At 43.6% G+C, this 18,186-nt stretch carries 19 protein-coding genes; 17 read left to right on the top strand and 2 right to left on the bottom strand.

Going from position 1 to position 18,186, the window contains the following annotated elements; translation table 11 throughout:
* Positions 1-19 precede the first annotated feature (19 nt).
* Positions 20-1,792 carry a vWA domain-containing protein gene (locus ABFY19_RS07095; RefSeq protein WP_418789962.1) on the bottom strand — a complete coding sequence of 591 codons (1,773 nt, stop codon included), beginning with the start codon at positions 1,790-1,792 and terminating at the stop codon, positions 20-22.
* Positions 1,793-1,824: 32 nt separating this feature from the next.
* Positions 1,825-3,051, bottom strand: a complete 1,227-nt coding sequence (locus ABFY19_RS07090) for an ATP-binding protein (RefSeq protein ID WP_418789961.1) — start codon at positions 3,049-3,051, stop codon at positions 1,825-1,827.
* Between the two features lie 200 nt (positions 3,052-3,251).
* Here ABFY19_RS07090 and ABFY19_RS07085 point away from each other — a divergent pair, with 200 nt between their 5' ends.
* The 17 genes from ABFY19_RS07085 (at position 3,252) to cmk (ending at position 18,160) form a co-directional block, all read left to right on the top strand.
* Complete coding sequence (locus ABFY19_RS07085; protein WP_418789960.1) at positions 3,252-3,632, top strand: CidA/LrgA family protein; 381 nt, start codon at positions 3,252-3,254, stop codon at positions 3,630-3,632.
* Positions 3,622-4,317, top strand: a complete 696-nt coding sequence (locus ABFY19_RS07080; RefSeq protein ID WP_418789959.1) for an LrgB family protein — start codon at positions 3,622-3,624, stop codon at positions 4,315-4,317. The genes ABFY19_RS07085 and ABFY19_RS07080 overlap by 11 nt, the downstream gene beginning before the upstream one ends.
* A gap of 45 nt (positions 4,318-4,362) precedes the next feature.
* Positions 4,363-5,595, top strand: coding sequence for an NAD(P)/FAD-dependent oxidoreductase (locus ABFY19_RS07075; protein WP_418789958.1), 1,233 nt, complete (start codon positions 4,363-4,365; stop codon positions 5,593-5,595).
* A gap of 33 nt (positions 5,596-5,628) precedes the next feature.
* Positions 5,629-5,865 (top strand): hypothetical protein, encoded by a 237-nt coding sequence (locus ABFY19_RS07070; protein WP_418789957.1) that lies wholly within the window; start codon positions 5,629-5,631, stop codon positions 5,863-5,865.
* A gap of 43 nt (positions 5,866-5,908) precedes the next feature.
* Positions 5,909-6,343, top strand: a complete 435-nt coding sequence (locus tag ABFY19_RS07065; RefSeq protein WP_418792555.1) for a HutP family protein — start codon at positions 5,909-5,911, stop codon at positions 6,341-6,343.
* Positions 6,344-6,376: 33 nt separating this feature from the next.
* Positions 6,377-6,751: a chorismate mutase gene (gene aroH, locus ABFY19_RS07060; protein ID WP_418789956.1), complete on the top strand. Its 375-nt coding sequence runs from the start codon at positions 6,377-6,379 to the stop codon at positions 6,749-6,751.
* 260 nt (positions 6,752-7,011) lie between these two features.
* Positions 7,012-8,475 (top strand): anthranilate synthase component I, encoded by a 1,464-nt coding sequence (trpE, locus tag ABFY19_RS07055; RefSeq protein ID WP_418789955.1) that lies wholly within the window; start codon positions 7,012-7,014, stop codon positions 8,473-8,475.
* Between the two features lies 1 nt (position 8,476).
* Entirely contained in the window at positions 8,477-9,046 is a 570-nt protein-coding gene (gene pabA, locus ABFY19_RS07050) for an aminodeoxychorismate/anthranilate synthase component II (protein WP_418789954.1), read from the top strand.
* Between the two features lie 63 nt (positions 9,047-9,109).
* Positions 9,110-10,156 (top strand): anthranilate phosphoribosyltransferase, encoded by a 1,047-nt coding sequence (gene trpD, locus ABFY19_RS07045; protein ID WP_418789953.1) that lies wholly within the window; start codon positions 9,110-9,112, stop codon positions 10,154-10,156.
* 2 nt (positions 10,157-10,158) lie between these two features.
* Positions 10,159-10,971 (top strand): indole-3-glycerol phosphate synthase TrpC, encoded by an 813-nt coding sequence (gene trpC / locus ABFY19_RS07040; RefSeq protein ID WP_418789952.1) that lies wholly within the window; start codon positions 10,159-10,161, stop codon positions 10,969-10,971.
* On the top strand, positions 10,968-11,585 hold the full coding sequence (locus tag ABFY19_RS07035) for a phosphoribosylanthranilate isomerase (protein WP_418789951.1): 618 nt from the start codon (positions 10,968-10,970) through the stop codon (positions 11,583-11,585). Before trpC ends, ABFY19_RS07035 begins: the two co-directional genes overlap by 4 nt.
* Positions 11,578-12,768, top strand: a complete 1,191-nt coding sequence (gene trpB, locus ABFY19_RS07030) for a tryptophan synthase subunit beta (RefSeq protein WP_418789950.1) — start codon at positions 11,578-11,580, stop codon at positions 12,766-12,768. Before ABFY19_RS07035 ends, trpB begins: the two co-directional genes overlap by 8 nt.
* A complete protein-coding gene (gene trpA / locus ABFY19_RS07025) occupies positions 12,769-13,581 on the top strand; it encodes a tryptophan synthase subunit alpha (protein ID WP_418789949.1) in 813 nt (270 codons plus the stop codon).
* Positions 13,582-13,834: 253 nt separating this feature from the next.
* A complete protein-coding gene (gene aroF / locus ABFY19_RS07020) occupies positions 13,835-14,848 on the top strand; it encodes a 3-deoxy-7-phosphoheptulonate synthase (protein ID WP_418789948.1) in 1,014 nt (337 codons plus the stop codon).
* 40 nt (positions 14,849-14,888) lie between these two features.
* Entirely contained in the window at positions 14,889-16,004 is a 1,116-nt protein-coding gene (locus ABFY19_RS07015; protein ID WP_418789947.1) for a prephenate dehydrogenase/arogenate dehydrogenase family protein, read from the top strand.
* Positions 16,001-17,287 carry a 3-phosphoshikimate 1-carboxyvinyltransferase gene (aroA, locus tag ABFY19_RS07010; RefSeq protein WP_418789946.1) on the top strand — a complete coding sequence of 429 codons (1,287 nt, stop codon included), beginning with the start codon at positions 16,001-16,003 and terminating at the stop codon, positions 17,285-17,287. Before ABFY19_RS07015 ends, aroA begins: the two co-directional genes overlap by 4 nt.
* Before the next feature lie 195 nt (positions 17,288-17,482).
* On the top strand, positions 17,483-18,160 hold the full coding sequence (gene cmk / locus ABFY19_RS07005) for a (d)CMP kinase (RefSeq protein WP_418789945.1): 678 nt from the start codon (positions 17,483-17,485) through the stop codon (positions 18,158-18,160).
* Positions 18,161-18,186: the final 26 nt, after the last annotated feature.

Here is an 18,186-nt window from a genome sequence, read left to right as displayed (position 1 = left end):
AAGTATTCATACTCCCTTGTTATATGTTTGTAAACTGCTTTTGACAGCTTTGGTATTCCTTTTTTACCTGATTAACAATTCCTATCATAGTATTTCTGTCATTATCGTCAACAATATAAGTGTTGCCTTTCCCGGATTCAGCAAGCAGCGGAAGAAACTCATGGTTGGGGTCTATTCCAATACATATAAATCGGATTTTTTCTTCTGCAATCAATGATGCAGCTTTTAATGCATCCTCTATGGGGTCGGTTGTCCATAGGGGATAGTTGGGAATACCATCGGTGATGAGAATAAGCAGAGGATTGCGTGGCCGTTCTTTTTTAAACATGTTGATAGAAGTTTTAATTCCATGTGCCAGTGGGGTCAAACCGCCTGGAACTATCCTGGACAGTCCTTGGTGCAGTTCATCATAGCTCCTGGTGAAAGGTACCAGTACCTTGGCCATTCTTTCTTGGAAGGTAACCATGGATACCTTTTCCCGGCTGTTTAGAAGCAGGTATTCGGCAACATTGCAGACCGCCCTGATGCGGTCCCCCATCATGCTCCCGCTGCAATCTACAAGGAGGCAGGTGTCAATTGGTGCATAAGACTTTTTGGCAAATAACTTGACATCATTTACACTGATATTGAAAGAATGGCTTTGGGAGAGGAAATTTCTTCTGGCTGCTTGAATAATTGTTTCAGGTATTGCAATTTCACCTTTCCAGGACAAAGGGTCATTTGGAGCAACCACTTTACGCCTGTTGGGAAATAGTTGTGCTTTTGATTTTATGTATGAGTAACGGAATGAGTGGAACTTAGGTGAAGTATGCTTAAACTGCCTGATGCACTTTCGTATCTGTGCAGCCAGCTCTTTTTTGTTTTTCTTTAAAAAGTCCTGCATTTCATGACCCGCATCAGTGAGAGCATATCCAAACAGTGTCTGTTTAACTACATCGTTTTGTACCAATTGTGAAATAATACCATCATATTCTTTAATGTTTTTTTTGAAACTAACCAGCCCAAAATTTCTGACAGGGGACTGGTATTTGTTGAAGAAATCCACTACGGCTTCAATGCTGCCAAAGCACCTCACCAGGCTGTTCGTTACCTGGAGCATGTTCTGGTAACGCACTGATTCAGGAAGGGTTTTGGAAATTGACGGGAGATATAGTGCTGCAGCAGTGATGGCTGTCCCGGTTTCACATATGCCCGAATGGACAATGCCGGTAACTTTGCGAAGTTGGCTGCCTTGATAAATGATTGCTCGTTCAATTTCATCTATCAAGCAGTAAACAAGGCTGAAATAACGGGGTTTTAATTTTGCCAGCAGGTGAACGTGGTTCAGGTAACGGTCATCAGTGTCTTTTACTGATTTTTGATCAGAATTAATGGTTGTCCCGAAGCCCCTGGCAGTTTGGACGAAAATAGCTCTGGCAAGATTGGCTGCTGCCAGTTTTTGTTGTTCGGCACTCCAATCCTGATTGCGGTCAACTGTATTTAAATAATTCGGGATTATCTGTCTGATACGATTGGCTACATCCACCTGGTTGATCTCGGCAGAGTTATGGAGGACATCAATGTGGACAACTTTACCTGGTTCTTCAAGATTTAAGTAGTGCTGCCCGGCATCCTTATCTTTGAAAACCTGTACTTTACCCAAAGATTTTAGGGATTCTTGATGTGCTTTTTGGCTTACCACCGCAGTGGCTCCCATCATGACACCCTGGTTCATATCAAAATAACCGGCAAGGCTTTGGGAGATGAGTCTCAGCTTTTGATAATTATATGATGCTCGCTGATTAACTGACAAAATAGGCACCGACCTTTCAATATGCTTATATATTATGGTTTTTCAGGCCGAATGAGTTCATCTAGGTTAATTTCACTTATTTGTTTCAGGTCAGTAGTAAGGTCGGAAGTTCCTGTGCCTTCAGGGGTATTTTTCAAGCCCAGACTGTTAAGCACTTTGTTTACCAGGGTTGTGCTCTCAGTTGGCGGCTTTTCATTAACTGGTATAAGTTCAGAATAACCGGGAGTAGAATTCATTATTCTTGACAGTATTTCCAGGTCAACGCGGTGGCGCAGTGCCAAGGGCAGTACCTTGATGATATCGCTTATCAATACAGTATCGCGCTGCCTAAGAGCACAGTTTAAGAGCGCAGCATGCTGAATAGCTTCTATGGCTCGGAAACTTTCGATATCATACTTAACATAAATCCTGGCAATGTAATTTCTTAGGAAGTCAGGCAGGTCCAAGCCGGCATATTTTACAGCTGTTTTTTCCAGCTCTTTTCGTGTTTGAATATTTCTGGCTTGGATGTCCGATGAGCTGCGTGTTTCTTGAACATGAACGTGACTCGCCAGTTTAAGTATGCTGGCAATTGCGTCAGGGTCATCGGTCCGTTTCATATCAATTGCCAGGTCAAACCGGTCTGCAAGCTGACGCCGTATTTCTTGAAGCGGTCCAGGGTCCTCGTCCGGGTTGGATGCGGCCCAGACGGAGACCTGAACAGGGATATCCACAACAGGCAACCCTGTTTCCTCAATTTGGATACGACCAGGCTTAGTACCCATAACATCCAGCAGAACATCAGTGAGTTCCGGTGAAGTATCGGCAAGTCTATTAATTTCATCAACGAAAATAACACCCCTGTGTGCCTGTGGGATGATGCCCGGCAAAATAGCTGCGGTAGGGTTCGCCTTGTCGGTAATCCCGGCCAGGTCAATACTCCCAACAATAGTTCCTATCTTAGCGGAATGAGAAATCTCGAGAAATGGCATCGGAATTTCTTCTGTTTCCAGTTTAGAAATTTCATTATTGGGAAGATTCTTGTGTTCAGGGCAGTGAGGTTTTTGCGGGTCACAATTATAAAGGCATCCCTTTATTCTGGTAATCTGTGGGAAGATGTCTTTAGCTGCACGCATAATAGTGGTTTTACCAGTCCCCCTAAGGCCCTCGGCGTGGAAGTGAAGGGGTACCCCCCATCTTAATGATATGATGGCCATCTCAATGACGTCAAAGAGTGCTCTGTTGCCCTCGTGACGGGCTAATTCAAGGTAGTTATTCAACAAACAATCCTCCTTTGGGAGACATCTGCATATTTGATTAGCTGAAATAAAGATAATTTCGATATAATTCATATTTTTCCTTCACGATATTAAATCAATTCACTTTTAACGTCACAGAAGGAATTTTTAAACAATAGATAGAAGAAAAAGGAGTGTTTTGGATTTAGCTTTGGTTATGTCAAAGGAGGAATCATCGAATAATGAACGCACAAAAAAAAAGAGGAGTTAAACTGTTTGAGGGATTTGTAATTTTACTTTTAATGCAGAGTACCGGGACATTCCTGTCCAAATATTTTGACCTTATCCTGCCGGGCAACCTTACAGGCCTGCTGTTGTTGTTTACAGCCCTTTTATTCAGGATAATAAAACTTGACCAGGTTGAACAAGCTGCGAATCTGCTGCTTGATAATATGATGGCTCTGTTCATCCCGTTAAATGTTGGGCTTATCACAATCCTTCCCAAGATAAAAGAGGAATGGCTTGCTATTATGACGAGCCTTCTGGCCAGTACGGTAATAGTTATGGTGGTTACAGCAAAAGCAGTGGAACTCAGTGAGAGGGGGGCTAAGAATGTTAAATAGTCTTCTCAGGGAACCGTTGTTCCAGGTAACACTTACCCTTGTTGTATATCTGATTACCAATAGGTTGTACCGGAAATTTCACTTTTTTCTGTTTAATCCGCTCATATTAGCTACAGTAATTGTTATTTACATTATTAAGTATGCAAATATTGATTATGATATTTATATTAAAGGCGGGGATATGATAACTTTTCTTTTAGGTCCGGCAACAGTTGCTTTAGGAGTTCCCCTTTATAAGCAGCTGCCAAATATTAAGTCAAACTTAAAATCTATTTCTATTGGTGTCATTACAGGCAGCATTAGTGCAATAGTCAGTACAATGTTTATTGCCAAGGCGCTTGGAGCTAGTAAAGAAACTTTGCTTTCAATTGCGGCCAAATCCACAACAATGCCTATCGCCCTCGGTATAACCGATATTTTAGGAGGGAACGATAAAATAATCGTGATGGCTGTTGCTGTTACAGGGATTTTCGGTGGAGTAGTCGGGGCGGAAATTATGAAAATTGCGGGAATAAAAAGCAAAGTAGCTATAGGAATTGGAATTGGCACCGCTTCACATGCCGGAGGAACCTCTCGGGCCATTCAGATTGGTGAAACTGAGGGTTCCATGAGCGGTGCGGCTATAGTGCTTACAGGCTTAGTAACCGCTCTGGTGGTTCCATATATTATTCCATGGTTAATTTAGAACATTATGTCGGCCGACAGACTGCCGGCTGTTAGGTGGTGTATCATGAAGGTAATAGTTATTGGAGCAGGGGCTGCTGGTCTGATGGCGGCGGGGCAAGCTGCCGCAAATGGGGCAGACGTAACTGTTTTAGAAAAGAACGATAGGCCCGGCAGGAAGTTGCTGATAACCGGAAAAGGCCGGTGCAATATCACAAATACAGTTGATATTAAGGAGTTTATTAAAAATATTCCTGGTAATGGGCAATTCCTCTATAGCGCTTTTAACGGCTTTGGCAACCGGGACCTGATCTTATTTTTCAATGAAAACGGTGTATTAACAAAAGAGGAAAGAGGTGGACGAGTTTTTCCTGTTTCGGACAGGGCTCAGGATGTGGTGGAGAGTTTGGTTAATTTCTGTATTTCAAAAGGGGTTGAATTCAGGTATTCAGCTAGTGCAGCAGCAATCTTGGCAGAAAATCAACGGGTGAGTTCAGTCAAGTTAAAGGACGGTTCGCTCCTGAGATGTGATTCTGCAATCCTGGCAACAGGTGGGGCATCTTATCCCAATACAGGTTCCACCGGTGACGGCTATAGGATAGCTGAAACACTGGGACATACGATAATACCTCTAAAACCATCCCTGGTACCTTTGGAAACAGAAGAGGAATGGGTTCAGGAGGTTCAGGGGCTTGCATTGAAGAATGTAGAAGCTGCTGTTTTATATAATGGGCAAAAAGCTGCAGCAGAATTTGGAGAGATGCTGTTTACCCATTTCGGAGTGTCAGGACCTGTGATTTTGAGCCTTAGCCGGACTGCTGCCGGTTTGTTGGAAAAAGGTTACAAGGTACAGATCAGAATAAATTTAAAACCGGCACTGTCATCGGAACAGCTTGATTCCAGGATACAAAGGGATTTTAACGGCCTTTCAAGGAAACAGTATAAAAACTCATTGGGAGAATTGCTGCCAAAGTCCTTGATTCCCGTTATCATAAAATTGTCAGGAATTCCGGAGGAAAAACCGGTGAACCAGATAACACGTGAAGAGAGGTTTGGGCTGACCGGACTCTTGCAGTCATTAACTTTAAAGGTAAGTGGATTGCGGCCGCTTGCAGAAGCAATTGTAACAGCAGGAGGCATTTCGGTTAAGCAGATAAACCCTAAAACTATGGAATCAAAATTAATCAAAGGACTTTTCCTTGCCGGGGAAGTTGTTGATGTAGATGGCTATACCGGTGGGTACAACCTGCAGGCAGCCTTTAGTATGGGTTATCTGGCAGGGATAAATGCTGTGAGATAAACGGCGGTTGGAATGTTGGAAAAGGGGGTATATATGCATTTTGCAGGATTTGGTTCTTTTGAGGTTTTACTTATGTTTTGGGTTTTGATACTTACAGCGACACATTTTGTAGTAAGTATTATTGTCTATAAGGATGCCAGGACCCTGAAACGGCCGGCTTTGGGACTTACTCCTCTGATATGGGCGGCGGTTTCTTTTTCGTTACCTGTGATGGGAATGTTTATATATTGGGTAATGAACTATTCAACCCTAAAGCCAGGGTCTAATTAATGCTGATTGCATTTAAAAAAACCATATATTATAATTGAAATTAATGGGGGAATTACATGTGTCAAACCATACTGGGAGCAGAAAAACTGCAGGGATGGCAATAAAAATGGCCCTTACGGAAAGCAGGGAGGAGGAAAAAGCCCTGCAGAAGCGATGTGCCGCAGAAGGGATAAAAACTGCTGCTGTTGATTATGGTGGGGAGTTTATCACTTCAGTTAAAAAGATTGTCGAACGTGCAGTTGTGGCTGCCAAAAGAGAAGGAGTTATCAAAGATACTCATGCTGAGGAAGGTGCGGTAGCAGGTGCTGCCAGGGAAGCTTTGAGCCAGATTATGCCGAAAGCTGTTGGATTGAATGTCGGCGGCAAAATTGGGATTGCCCACCAGGATGACCATATAACTGTGGCCGTGTTTTTTGGTATTGGGCTCTTGCACCTGGACGAGGTATCTATTGGACTGGGTCATCGTGCTGTGTCATAGTAATAAACAAAGCAGTAAGGGAGGATGGAATAAGTGGGAGAGAAGTTGGTTCGCGGTATCAGGGGAGCAATTACTATTGAGGCCAATACCCCGGAAGACATACTTAAGGGGACTGAAGAGCTTCTTGGAAGAATAGTTGAGGTAAATGAGATAAACACCGAGGATATTGCAAGTGTTTTTTTAACTACCACACCGGATATAAATGCCGAATTTCCGGCTACGGCGGCCAGAAAGATGGGGTGGACAATGGTGCCCCTGTTGTGTGCCAGGGAAATAGACGTGCCCGGCAGAACGCCTAGGTTGATTAGAGTTTTGATGCATGTAAATACATCCAAAACTCAGGACCAAATTAAACACCAGTACATAGGTGATGCTGCACTTTTGAGGCCTGATTTAATGAGTGAATAAAAGCACTAAAAGCACTAAAAGCATTGACAGAATAAATTTATTCATGATATATTATAAAAAATATCAAGTTTTCAATTCTTGAGAATTAGATTGTTTAGACAAGCAGAGACTAGGAATAAAAATATTTGTTGAGTTGAGTCTAGTTAGGTTAAGTTGAGTTGAGCTGAGATGAGTTTTGCTGGATAATGTTATTTATGCCGGTACTCATTTGGGTGCCGGTATTTGCATTTTTGCGGCAAAGGAAGGTGGGAATTACAGTAATGATATATCCTGAAATTAATGAGTATCTTGAACTTAGTAACGCTTATAACCTGATTCCTGTTTATACAGAAATGGTTGTTGATATGGATACCACCATATCAATTTTTAAAAAGGTCTGTCATAAGAACTATACCTACATGCTGGAAAGTGTGGAGGGTGGTGAAAACCTTGCCAGATATTCATTTATCGGATTGGAGCCAATGGTCAATTACCGTTATGAGAACGGAGCCGGAATTATTCAAGAAAATGATGGTCAGACGGTGATGGCCGGTGGTCCGTTGGATATCCTGAAACTTATCATGGACCGATATCAGGCTCCTAAGATTGCCGGGCTGCCCAGGTTTTACGGTGGAGCAGTCGGTTACTTTGGTTACGATGTAGTCAGACACCTGGAAAATCTTCCTGCAGTTACTCCAAATGACCTTAACCTTCCTGACTGCCAATTTGTAATTACACGCCTGGTACTTGTATTCGACCACGTTAGGCATAAGATTAAAATAGTATGCAATACCCAGCCAGGCGCCGCGCCGGATGCTGCATATAAAGAGGCTATTAATAGGATCAGGGACCTTCAAAATATCATCAAAGCACCTGCAAAGGCCGGCAGATGCCTGGTAAATAAGTGCAGCAGGACAGAAATCAGTTCAAACATGTCGAAACAGGAATTTATGGACAATGTCGAAAAAGCCAGAGAATATATCCGGGATGGGGATATTTTTCAGGTGGTCCTGTCTCAAAGGTTGAAAACACCACTCAGGAGCGACCCTTTTAACATTTATCGGGCTTTAAGGACAATAAACCCGGCTCCTTATATGTTTTATCTCAATTTTGGCGAAACAGTTATCATTGGTTCTTCCCCGGAAATGCTTGTAAGGGTGGAAGACGAAAAAGTACAAACCTGTCCTATAGCAGGTACCAGACCAAGAGGCACGACACCTTCCGAGGATAAGGCCCTGGAGGCGGAACTGTTGGCGGATGAGAAGGAAAAAGCTGAACATATTATGCTTGTTGACTTGGGCAGAAATGACTTGGGAAAGGTCTGTGATTATGGTAGTATAGGGTTAAACAGCTTTATGGAGGTTCAGCGATATTCCCACGTGATGCATATTGTGTCCACAGTCAACGGCCGGCTTCTTCCGGGGAAAACAGTTTTTGATGCCCTGGAGTCATGTTTCCCAGCCGGGACCGTTTCCGGAGCTCCTAAAATTAGAGCTATGGAAATCATAGAGGAACTGGAACCAGTTAGAAGAGGGGTTTATGCCGGCGCCATAGGGTATTTTGGTTTTACCGGAAATATGGATACCTGTATCACAATTAGAACGATTCTGGTACATAAAGGAATGACTTATATGCAGGCAGGGGCTGGAATTGTTGCCGATTCGGATCCTGAAAGGGAGTACCAGGAAACCTTAAATAAAGCTATGGCATTGTTGGAGACATTAACTGTTGAGGAGGTCGGATGAATTGATATTGATGATAGATAATTACGACTCTTTTACCTTTAACCTGGTTCAGTATTTAGGCGAATTGGGTGGGGATATCAGAGTTTACCGTAATGACAGGATTACGGTAAATGAGGTTGAGGAGATGAAACCTGCGCATATCGTCATTTCACCAGGTCCATGTACTCCCAATGAAGCCGGTATATCTATGGAGTTAATTAAGAGATTCGGCGGTAGGATTCCCATCCTTGGGGTCTGTCTGGGTCATCAGTCCATAGGTCAGGTTTATGGCGGAAAGGTAGTCAGGGCGGAAAACCTGATGCATGGAAAAACTTCACTCATTTACCATGATGGGGAAACAGTATTTGCTGGGTTGACTTCACCATTCACTGCAACCAGGTACCATTCCTTGATTGTGGAGAAAGAAACTATTCCAGACTGTTTCGAAATAAGCGCCTGGACTGAAGATGGTGAGATTATGGGGTTAAGGCATAAGGAATACATTGTTGAGGGGGTTCAATTTCATCCGGAATCCATCCTTACAGAGCATGGGAAACAATTGTTGAGAAATTTTTTGGATATGAATTATTAGTTGATAAGTAATCAGTTAAGGTGAGAAAAGTTATTTGTTTCAGCTTAGAGGAGGAGAGATAAGATGTTGAAAAATGCAATTAATCGTGTTGTCACCGGGCAGGACATGAGCGAGGAAGAGGCTGTTGCGCTGATGGATGAAATTATGAGCGGTAAGGCTACAGATGCACAGATAGCCGCATTAATTACCGCTCTCAGAATAAAGGGTGAAACAGTTGCTGAAATTACGGGGTTTGCCCGGGTTATGAGAAAAATGGCTACCCCCATTAAGACCGGGCATTCTATGTTGATAGATACCTGTGGGACCGGTGGTGACGGCTGCAATACATTCAACATTTCCACTACTGTTGCCTTCGTGGCAGCCGGAGCCGGAATCCCTGTGGCCAAACACGGCAACCGTTCTGTTTCCAGCCGGAGCGGGAGCGCTGATGTTTTGGAAGCTCTAGGGGTCAATATTAATCTGGCACCGGAACAGGCAGGGGCTTGTATCGATAAGGTTGGAATCGGCTTTCTTTTCGCCCCTGCACTCCATGGGGCAATGAAATATGCTATTGGTCCCAGGAGGGAAATAGGGATAAGAACAGTTTTTAATATCTTAGGTCCGCTAACAAATCCGGCAGGGGCCCAGGTGCAGATACTTGGGGTTTATGACCCGCTATTAACAGACGTAATGGCAGGTGTGCTGGCTAATCTTGGTACAAAAAGAGCATTTGTGGTTCATGGCACCGGCGGTCTTGACGAAATATCCACCATTGGGCCGAGCAGGATAAGTGAAGTTCAAAGGGGAACGGTAGAAACATATGACCTTGACCCTGCCGGATATGGCATCAAATATGCTTCTCTTGAGGACTTGAAGGGAGGTACAGCAGAGGAAAATGCTGCTATTACCCTGGAGGTGTTGAGTGGGGTAACCGGTCCGCGAAGGGATATAGTACTGCTGAATTCGGCTGTTGCCTTATTTGCTGCAGATACTGTGCCATCAATTAAAGAAGGAATTGATCAGTCTGCAGCAATTATTGATTCAGGTGCAGCAATGAGAAAGCTTGATGAGCTGAAGGAATTAAGCAATTCATTTGCAGGTAAAAATATGACTGAAACAAAGGTAGGATGACAGTGATTCTTGAAAAAATTGTTGCCAACAAAAAACTGGAACTGGAAGAAAGCAAGCGGCTGGTTACGCTTGATGAGATTGTGTTAAAATGTACCTGTTTAGATGAAAACAGGACTAAACAGTATTCCCGGAAGATGGGGTTTGCTTTTCAACTAAGAAAAAATGCTGAAGTTGCCCTTATTGCTGAAATAAAAAAAGCATCACCTTCAAAAGGAGTAATTCGCAGCAGCTTCAATCACCTGGAAATCGCACAGACATATACAGCTTCCGGAGCTTCTGCCATATCTGTGTTGACTGATCGAGATTTTTTCTTAGGCAGCCCGGACTATCTAAGTGATGTCAGGAACACCACGGAACTACCGCTGCTCAGAAAGGACTTTATTATTGACCCTTATCAGCTTTATGAGGCTAAACTGCTGGGTGCTGATGCGGTGCTTCTGATAATGGCAATACTTAATGACAGGCAAGTGGAAGAACTTATGCACTGTTCTGCAGGTCTTGACCTTGAGTGCTTGGTAGAGGTGCATACAGAAGCTGAACTTGAAAGAGCCTTATATCTTGAGGCAAAGCTTATCGGAATTAATAATCGGAACTTGCAGACATTTAAGACCGACCTGGAAACTACCTTCAGGCTGCGAAGCATGATTTCTGACAATAAGGTTACGGTTGTCAGTGAAAGTGGAATCAATACCAGGGAAGATGTGTTAAGGCTAAAAGAGCATGGGGTTCATGCTATGCTGGTAGGTGAAGCTTTGATGAGAGAAGATAATATTTCTAATAAAATAAAGGAACTGCTGGGGCAAATGCTGTTATGATTATAAAGATATGTGGCTTAAGTGATACTGAAAGTGCTGCCTTTGCAGCAGAAAAGGGAGCTGACCTGCTGGGGTTTGTATTTGCGGAAAGCACCAGGAGAATTACGCCGGAACAAGCCAGGAGGATTATCAAAAAACTTCCTTCATCTGCCGATAAGGTCGGAGTCTTTGTAAATGAAGAGTATTCTAAAATAAATGAGATAGCCGATTTTTGCGGCCTAGACATAGTTCAGCTTCACGGCAGTGAAACACCTGAAGAGTGCCGAAAAATATCGGTCCCGGTAATTAAGGGCATCAGGATAAAAGATGAAAATTCCCTGCGGGAAATGTCCCGGTTTAGAGACTGTGTAGAAATGTTTGTTTTGGATACATATGTTCCAGGCGCCGTTGGCGGCACAGGAAAGGTTTTTGACTGGAATATGGCCTTGCACGGGGCGAAATATGGCAGGATATTGCTGGCAGGAGGCCTGAACTCGGAAAACGTTTACGATGCTATAAGGGCTGCCAACCCATTCGGTGTAGATGTCAGCAGTGGAGTAGAAAGCTTGGGGAAAAAGGACTTGAACAAAATAGATGCATTTATAGCAAACGTTAGGGGGCAGAAGGATGGATAGATTACCTGATAATAAAGGGCATTTCGGTGTTTTTGGCGGAAAATATGTTCCGGAAACCTTGATGCCGGCCCTTGAAGAACTGGAAAAGGCATATCAGGAAGCTATTGATGATAAATCTTTTAGAGAAGAAATTGTCTATTATCTTAATGAATATGTCGGCCGGCCTTCACCTCTGTATTTTGCCGCAAGATTGACAGAATACTGCGGAGGAGCCAAAATATATCTTAAGCGGGAAGACCTGAACCATACCGGTGCTCATAAGATTAACAATACCATAGGACAGGTGCTCCTTGCCAAGAGAATGGGCAAAAAAAGGATTATTGCCGAAACAGGAGCAGGTCAGCACGGTGTCGCCACTGCTACCGCTGCAGCCATGTTTGGCCTTGAGTGTATAGTTTTTATGGGTGAGGAGGATATCCGCAGACAGGAACTGAATGTTTTCCGGATGAAAATCCTTGGTGCCGAGGTTAGGCCTGTTGCTTCAGGAAGCCGGACTTTAAAGGATGCTATGAATGAGGCAATCCGCGACTGGGTAACAAATGTCAGGACTACTTTTTATGTCCTGGGTTCTGTTGGCGGACCCCATCCATATCCAATGATGGTGCGGAATTTTCAAAAGATAATCGGTGAAGAAACACGGGACCAGGTACTCCGTAAAGAAGGCCGCCTTCCTGACTGTATCATTGCCTGTGTGGGAGGGGGAAGTAATGCCATTGGAATATTTTACCCCTTTTTGGAGGACAAGGATGTGAAATTGGTGGGAGTTGAAGCTGCCGGCCGCGGCCTGGATACTCCTTACCATGCAGCTACTCTTTCCATGGGGTCCTATGGTGTTCTTCACGGGGCTTACAGCTATGTCCTGCAGGATGAAGATGGACAGATACTGGAAGCTCATTCTGTTTCCGCAGGGCTGGATTACCCTGGGATTGGTCCGGAACACAGCTATTTTAAGGAAATCGGTCGTGTTAATTATGCCAGTATTACCGATAGCGAAGCACTGGAGGCTTTTAGGATTCTTTGTCGTACCGAGGGCATCATACCAGCTTTGGAAAGCTCACATGCCCTGGCTCATGCTCTTAAGGTTATCCCTGCTATGCAGCCTGATGAAATTGTGATTATTAATTTATCAGGACGAGGTGATAAAGATGTGCATACTGTTTCCGCAATTCCGGAGGTGAAATAGATGAAAAGTAATAATTCTTTACAAAACAGGATATCTGGTAAGTTTGAGGAGCTGTATGCCGAAAACAAGAAAGCCCTGATAACCTTTATTACGGCAGGGGACCCTGATATAGAAACCACTATTAAGCTGGTACTGACCTTGGAAAAGGCAGGTGCGGATATTATTGAGCTGGGTGTGCCATATTCAGACCCGCTTGCCGATGGACCGGTAATCCAGGAAGCTTCACAACGGGCCTTGCAGTCAGGAACCTCTTTAAAGAAAATATTAGAAGCAGTCTCAGCCCTGCGGCAGCAAACAAAAATTCCAATCATCCTGATGACATACTATAATCCGCTATTAAAATATGGCCTGCAAAAATTGGCCACAGATGCTTTTGAATCAGGTGTTGATGGCTTTATAGTACCTGATTTGCCCATGGAGGAATCGGATGAGTTAAAGAACAAACTGAGTTCGATGAACATATCCCTGATTCCCCTGGTGGCCCCGACCAGTGGGATTGACAGAATAAAGCAAATTGCTGCAGGCGGTTCCGGGTTTGTTTACTGTGTATCACTTACTGGGGTAACCGGGGTAAGGGTGGGCCTTCCCGATAATCTAAAGGAATTTGCTGATTCTGTCAAAAGTGTCAGTAAAATACCCGTTGCTGTAGGGTTTGGTATTTCAACACCACAGCAGGTAGCTGCTGTCTCACAATACTGTGATGCCGTAATAGTTGGCAGCGCTTTGGTCAAAACTATCGGTGAAAACGCAGGAATGCCGGAATTTTATGATGTAATATACAGTCTGGTAAAATCATTGAAAGAGCCGTTGTAAGGGGAAATAACTTGTCAGGAAAAATATAATATGATAGGATTATACATGTAGTTGTTGAATGGTATTAACGGCAGTGCGGTTTAATTACGGGATTGATGGTCTAAGAAAACACATCGGCAGAACGGTAGGAAGGGAGGTCATTATTTGAGGACCAAGGGCACTCCTCTTGCAGGAGTGTCTTTAATTACATATGTTTGATTCCCAGATAAAAATAATAAATGTTTGTATGAAACAATAAAATGGAGGGTTTAATATGATTGTTGTTATGCATAGCGGTGCTAAGAAAAACCAAATAGATGATGTTCTTCAAAGGCTTAAAAAACTTGAATTTCAGATACATCTTTCGGAAGGTGTGGAACGAACTATTATTGGAGCTATAGGTGACAAAACAATATTAAATGAAGTAGCTATTGAAGCTATGCCAGGTGTGGAAAAGGTTGTGCCTATTTTACAGCCATATAAATTGGTCAGCCGTGAATTCAGGCATCATGATTCTGTAGTCAGGGTCGGAGAGCTTGAGTTCGGGGGAGGGCAGATTCACGTTATGGCAGGACCCTGTGCGGTCGAAAGCAGTGAACAACTCATGAAGACTGCTGAACTGGTGCGCAAATCAGGTGCTACGGTGCTAAGAGGTGGGGCGTTTAAGCCGCGCACTTCACCTTATGCATTTCAAGGCCTGGAGGAAGATGGCCTGAAGATGCTGGCTGAAGCCAGAGAAAAAACAGGCCTGAAAATAGTTACCGAGGTTGTAGACCCAAGAACAGTTGAACTTGTGGCACAGTATGCGGACATCCTGCAGATTGGGGCTAGAAATATGCAGAATTTCTTTTTACTAAAAGAAGTGTCTTCTGCAAATAAGCCGGTTGTTTTAAAACGCGGCCCGTCAGCAACTATTGAAGAATGGCTGATGGCTGCAGAGTACATCATGTCAGGCGGCAACTACGGGGTTATTCTCTGCGAAAGAGGCATCAGAACTTTTGAGCCATATCTAAGGAACACTCTGGATCTCAGCGCCGTACCGGTTGCTAAACATCTATCACATTTGCCGGTGATTGTTGACCCCAGTCATGCCCTGGGCAAATGGAGATTTGTTACTCCAATGGCTAGGGCAGCAATTGCTGCCGGAGCGGACGGTCTTCTTATAGAAGTTCACCCAGACCCGGCCAGCGCTCTATGTGATGGGCCACAGTCACTGACACCTGATAATTTTGCAGATCTGATGAATGAAGTGAAAAAGGTAGCAGAAATTATGGGCAGAACAATATGACAATAAAGAGTTAGAAAGTGTAGTAATGGGGAGATTATAAATGCAGCCAATTTTTGAAAAAGTAACAATAATAGGTGTTGGACTTATCGGCGGTTCACTTGGTATGGCGTTAATAAACCGTGGCCTGGCAGTCATGGTTACCGGTGTAGATGAAACGGAAAATCTGGAACTTGCAATCGAAGTTGAAGCAATACATGAAGGCACCATCGATATTGCAGCTGCTGTGGCGGACGCTGATTTGGTTGTGGTGGCAACACCTGTTGGGGTTACAAATGATATCATAAAAAACGTTGCTCCAATCGTTAAACAGGGATGTATCATAACAGATGTTGGCAGCACTAAATCCGGCATAGTCTATGAGGCGGAAGGCATTATCTCTCCAGGAACTTTTTTTGTTGGCGGGCATCCGATGACTGGTTCAGAGGTCAGCGGTGTTAAAGGTGCTGACAGGTATTTGTTTGAAAATGCCGTATATGTTTTAACACCCACCCAAAATACTGATAATAATGCGCTTGCAAAAGTTAGCCAAATGGCTGCAGCGATTGGTGCCAGGGTAATTGAAATAGACCCTGGTGAACATGACCTGATGGTTGCTACTGTAAGCCATTTGCCCCATATTGTCGCTACAGCGCTGGTAAATACAGCCGGCAACCTGGATATAGAGCACCAAGGGCTGTTAATGCTCGCCGCGGGAGGCTTTAGGGACACTACCAGGGTTGCTTCAGGTAACCCGCTAATGTGGAGAGATATTTGTATAACAAATAGGGACAATATTTTGAAGGTGCTTGATAAATTCAGCGAAGTACTTAATGAGACCAGAGAGATGGTGGCAGCATGTGACCAAAGTGCTCTTGAAAACAGCTTTAGGAAGGCAGGAGAAACGAGGAGAAATATCCCATCAAGAATCAGGGGGTACTTGCCGCTTATGTACGAAATCACAGTGACAGTGCCTGACAGACCTGGAGCAATTACCGTGCTGACTGCCTGTCTGGGTAATGCAGGTATTAATATAAATGATATTGAAATACTGAGAGTCCGGGAAGGAGAGGGAGGCACTATCAGACTTGCTTTTGGAAGCCAGTCTGATCAGGAAAGAGCTATTGACCTCCTTCGTTCTGAAGGTGTTCCTGCCAAGAAAAGAGGTGTATTTTTTTGAGACTTCAGGTCAGATATGCCGGGAAAATTAATAATCAAATATCGGTTCCGGGAGACAAGTCCATATCTCATAGGGCTGTCATGCTGGGAGCCTTGGCCAATGGAACTACGACAGTAACAAATTTTCTCATGGGTGCAGATTGCCTCAGTTCTATTGCATGCTTCAAAAAAATGGGAGTTGAATTCGGTCAACCTGATAAAAATACCATTATTGTTAAGGGAAACGGGCTGTATGGATTGAGAGAACCTGACGATGTCCTTGATGTAGGCAATTCAGGTACAACCATCAGGTTGATTATGGGGATCCTGGCCGGACAATCTTTTTTTTCAACATTAACCGGTGATGCTTCCATACGCAAAAGGCCAATGGGAAGAGTTGCACAGCCGCTTTTGAAGATGGGGGCTGTGATTGACGGAAGGCAAGGCGGTTCTTTGGCTCCACTGAGTATTAGAGGAGGGCACCTGAAGCCAATAGAATTTATTTCACCTGTAGCTAGCGCTCAGGTTAAATCAGCAGTAATTCTTGCCGGACTATATGCCGGAGGACAGACTGAAATCAGGGAACCATATAAATCCAGGGATCATACAGAGAGAATGCTTGCCTATCTTGGAGCAGACATTCAGGTTAATGATAATATAGTTAAAATTATGAGTGGCTCTAACCTGGAAGGCAAACCGGTCGAAGTTCCCGGGGATATTTCATCAGCTGCATTTTTCATGGTTGCTGCGGCAGCAATTCCAGGTTCCCGGCTGACGATTAAAAGGGTAGGCATAAATCCTACCAGAACTGGTATCATAGATGTTTTAAGAAGCATGGGAACCCAAATTATTATTCAAAATGAAGAGGAAGTTAACGGGGAGCCGGTTGGAGATATCTGTGTCCTTGGAAGTGAGCTTAAGGGAACTGTTATTGAAGGAAGTCTTATACCTAGGCTAATTGATGAAATACCTGTAATAACGGTAGCAGCAGCCGCAGCTTTAGGCGAGACAATAATCCGGGATGCGGCGGAATTAAAGGTAAAGGAATCAAATCGGATATCCGCAATGACAGTTGAATTGCGAAAGCTGGGAGTAAATGTTGATGAATTTGATGATGGCATGATAATACACGGAGGCGGTAAATTAAACGGAGCGATATGTGAAAGTCATGATGACCACAGAGTGGCTATGTCTATGGCTGTTGCTGGTCTCCTTGCTAAAGGAGAGACTGTAATAACCAATGCCGAATGTATTGACATATCATTCCCAGGGTTTGCTGAAATTTTGAATAGCCTTACTTATTAACCTGACTTTAAATCTAAAAAGGAAACAAGGGAGTGGTTCATAAAAAGAACTCTCCCTTTATTTTTTGACGTGCTTTTTTAAGTCCCATCTTCAACTATACTGCTACAGAAGTTGAAGGAATAACCGTTTTTTTGTCGAAAGAAAATACCTAGTTTGTTAAAATTCAGGGAATGACTATTTGTAAGGAGTGAAAAAATGCGGCGAGAAGGGCAAAATTTAGTTATAGCAATTGACGGACCGGCTGGAGCCGGAAAAAGCACTGTGGCCAGGCAGGTATCTAAAGACCTAGGGTATATTTATATTGATACAGGAGCTATGTACAGGGCGCTGACTTTGAAAGCCCTCAGACTGGATGTTCTTCTTAGTGACGAAGAAGCCCTTACCAGTTTGGCTAAGGAAACACAAATCCAATTAACTTATAAGGACCATACCCAAGTAATTATAATGGATGGTGAGGATGTCAGTGTTGATATACGTACCCCACAGGTATCCCAGCATGTTTCTCTGGTTGCCAAAGTACCGGGAGTCAGAACTGAAATGGTGAAACTTCAGAGAAAACTTGCAGAAAACGGTGGGGTTGTTATGGATGGAAGGGATATTGGAACATTTGTCCTTCCAGAAGCAGAATGTAAGATTTTCTTGACCGCATCAGCCAGGGAAAGAGCAATAAGAAGGGCCAGAGATCTGGAAGCGGCAGGATATAAAGTAGATATTCAGCAGTTGGAAAAAGAGATAGCCATGAGGGATCAAATAGATAGTACGCGGGAAATGGCGCCTCTTGTCCAGGCCCATGATGCCATCATTATGGATACGACTGATATGTCATTTAATGAAGTAGTTGATAAAATTAAAGAACATATCCGGCAAATATAATGATAGAGGAATTTGTATCTTTTTCT

This window comes from Phosphitispora sp. TUW77, assembly GCF_048453025.1.
Classification (GTDB): domain Bacteria; phylum Bacillota; class Thermincolia; order Thermincolales; family UBA2595; genus Phosphitispora.
The sequence above is the reverse complement of the archived record's forward strand: the minus strand, read 5'-3'. Positions and strand labels throughout refer to the sequence as shown.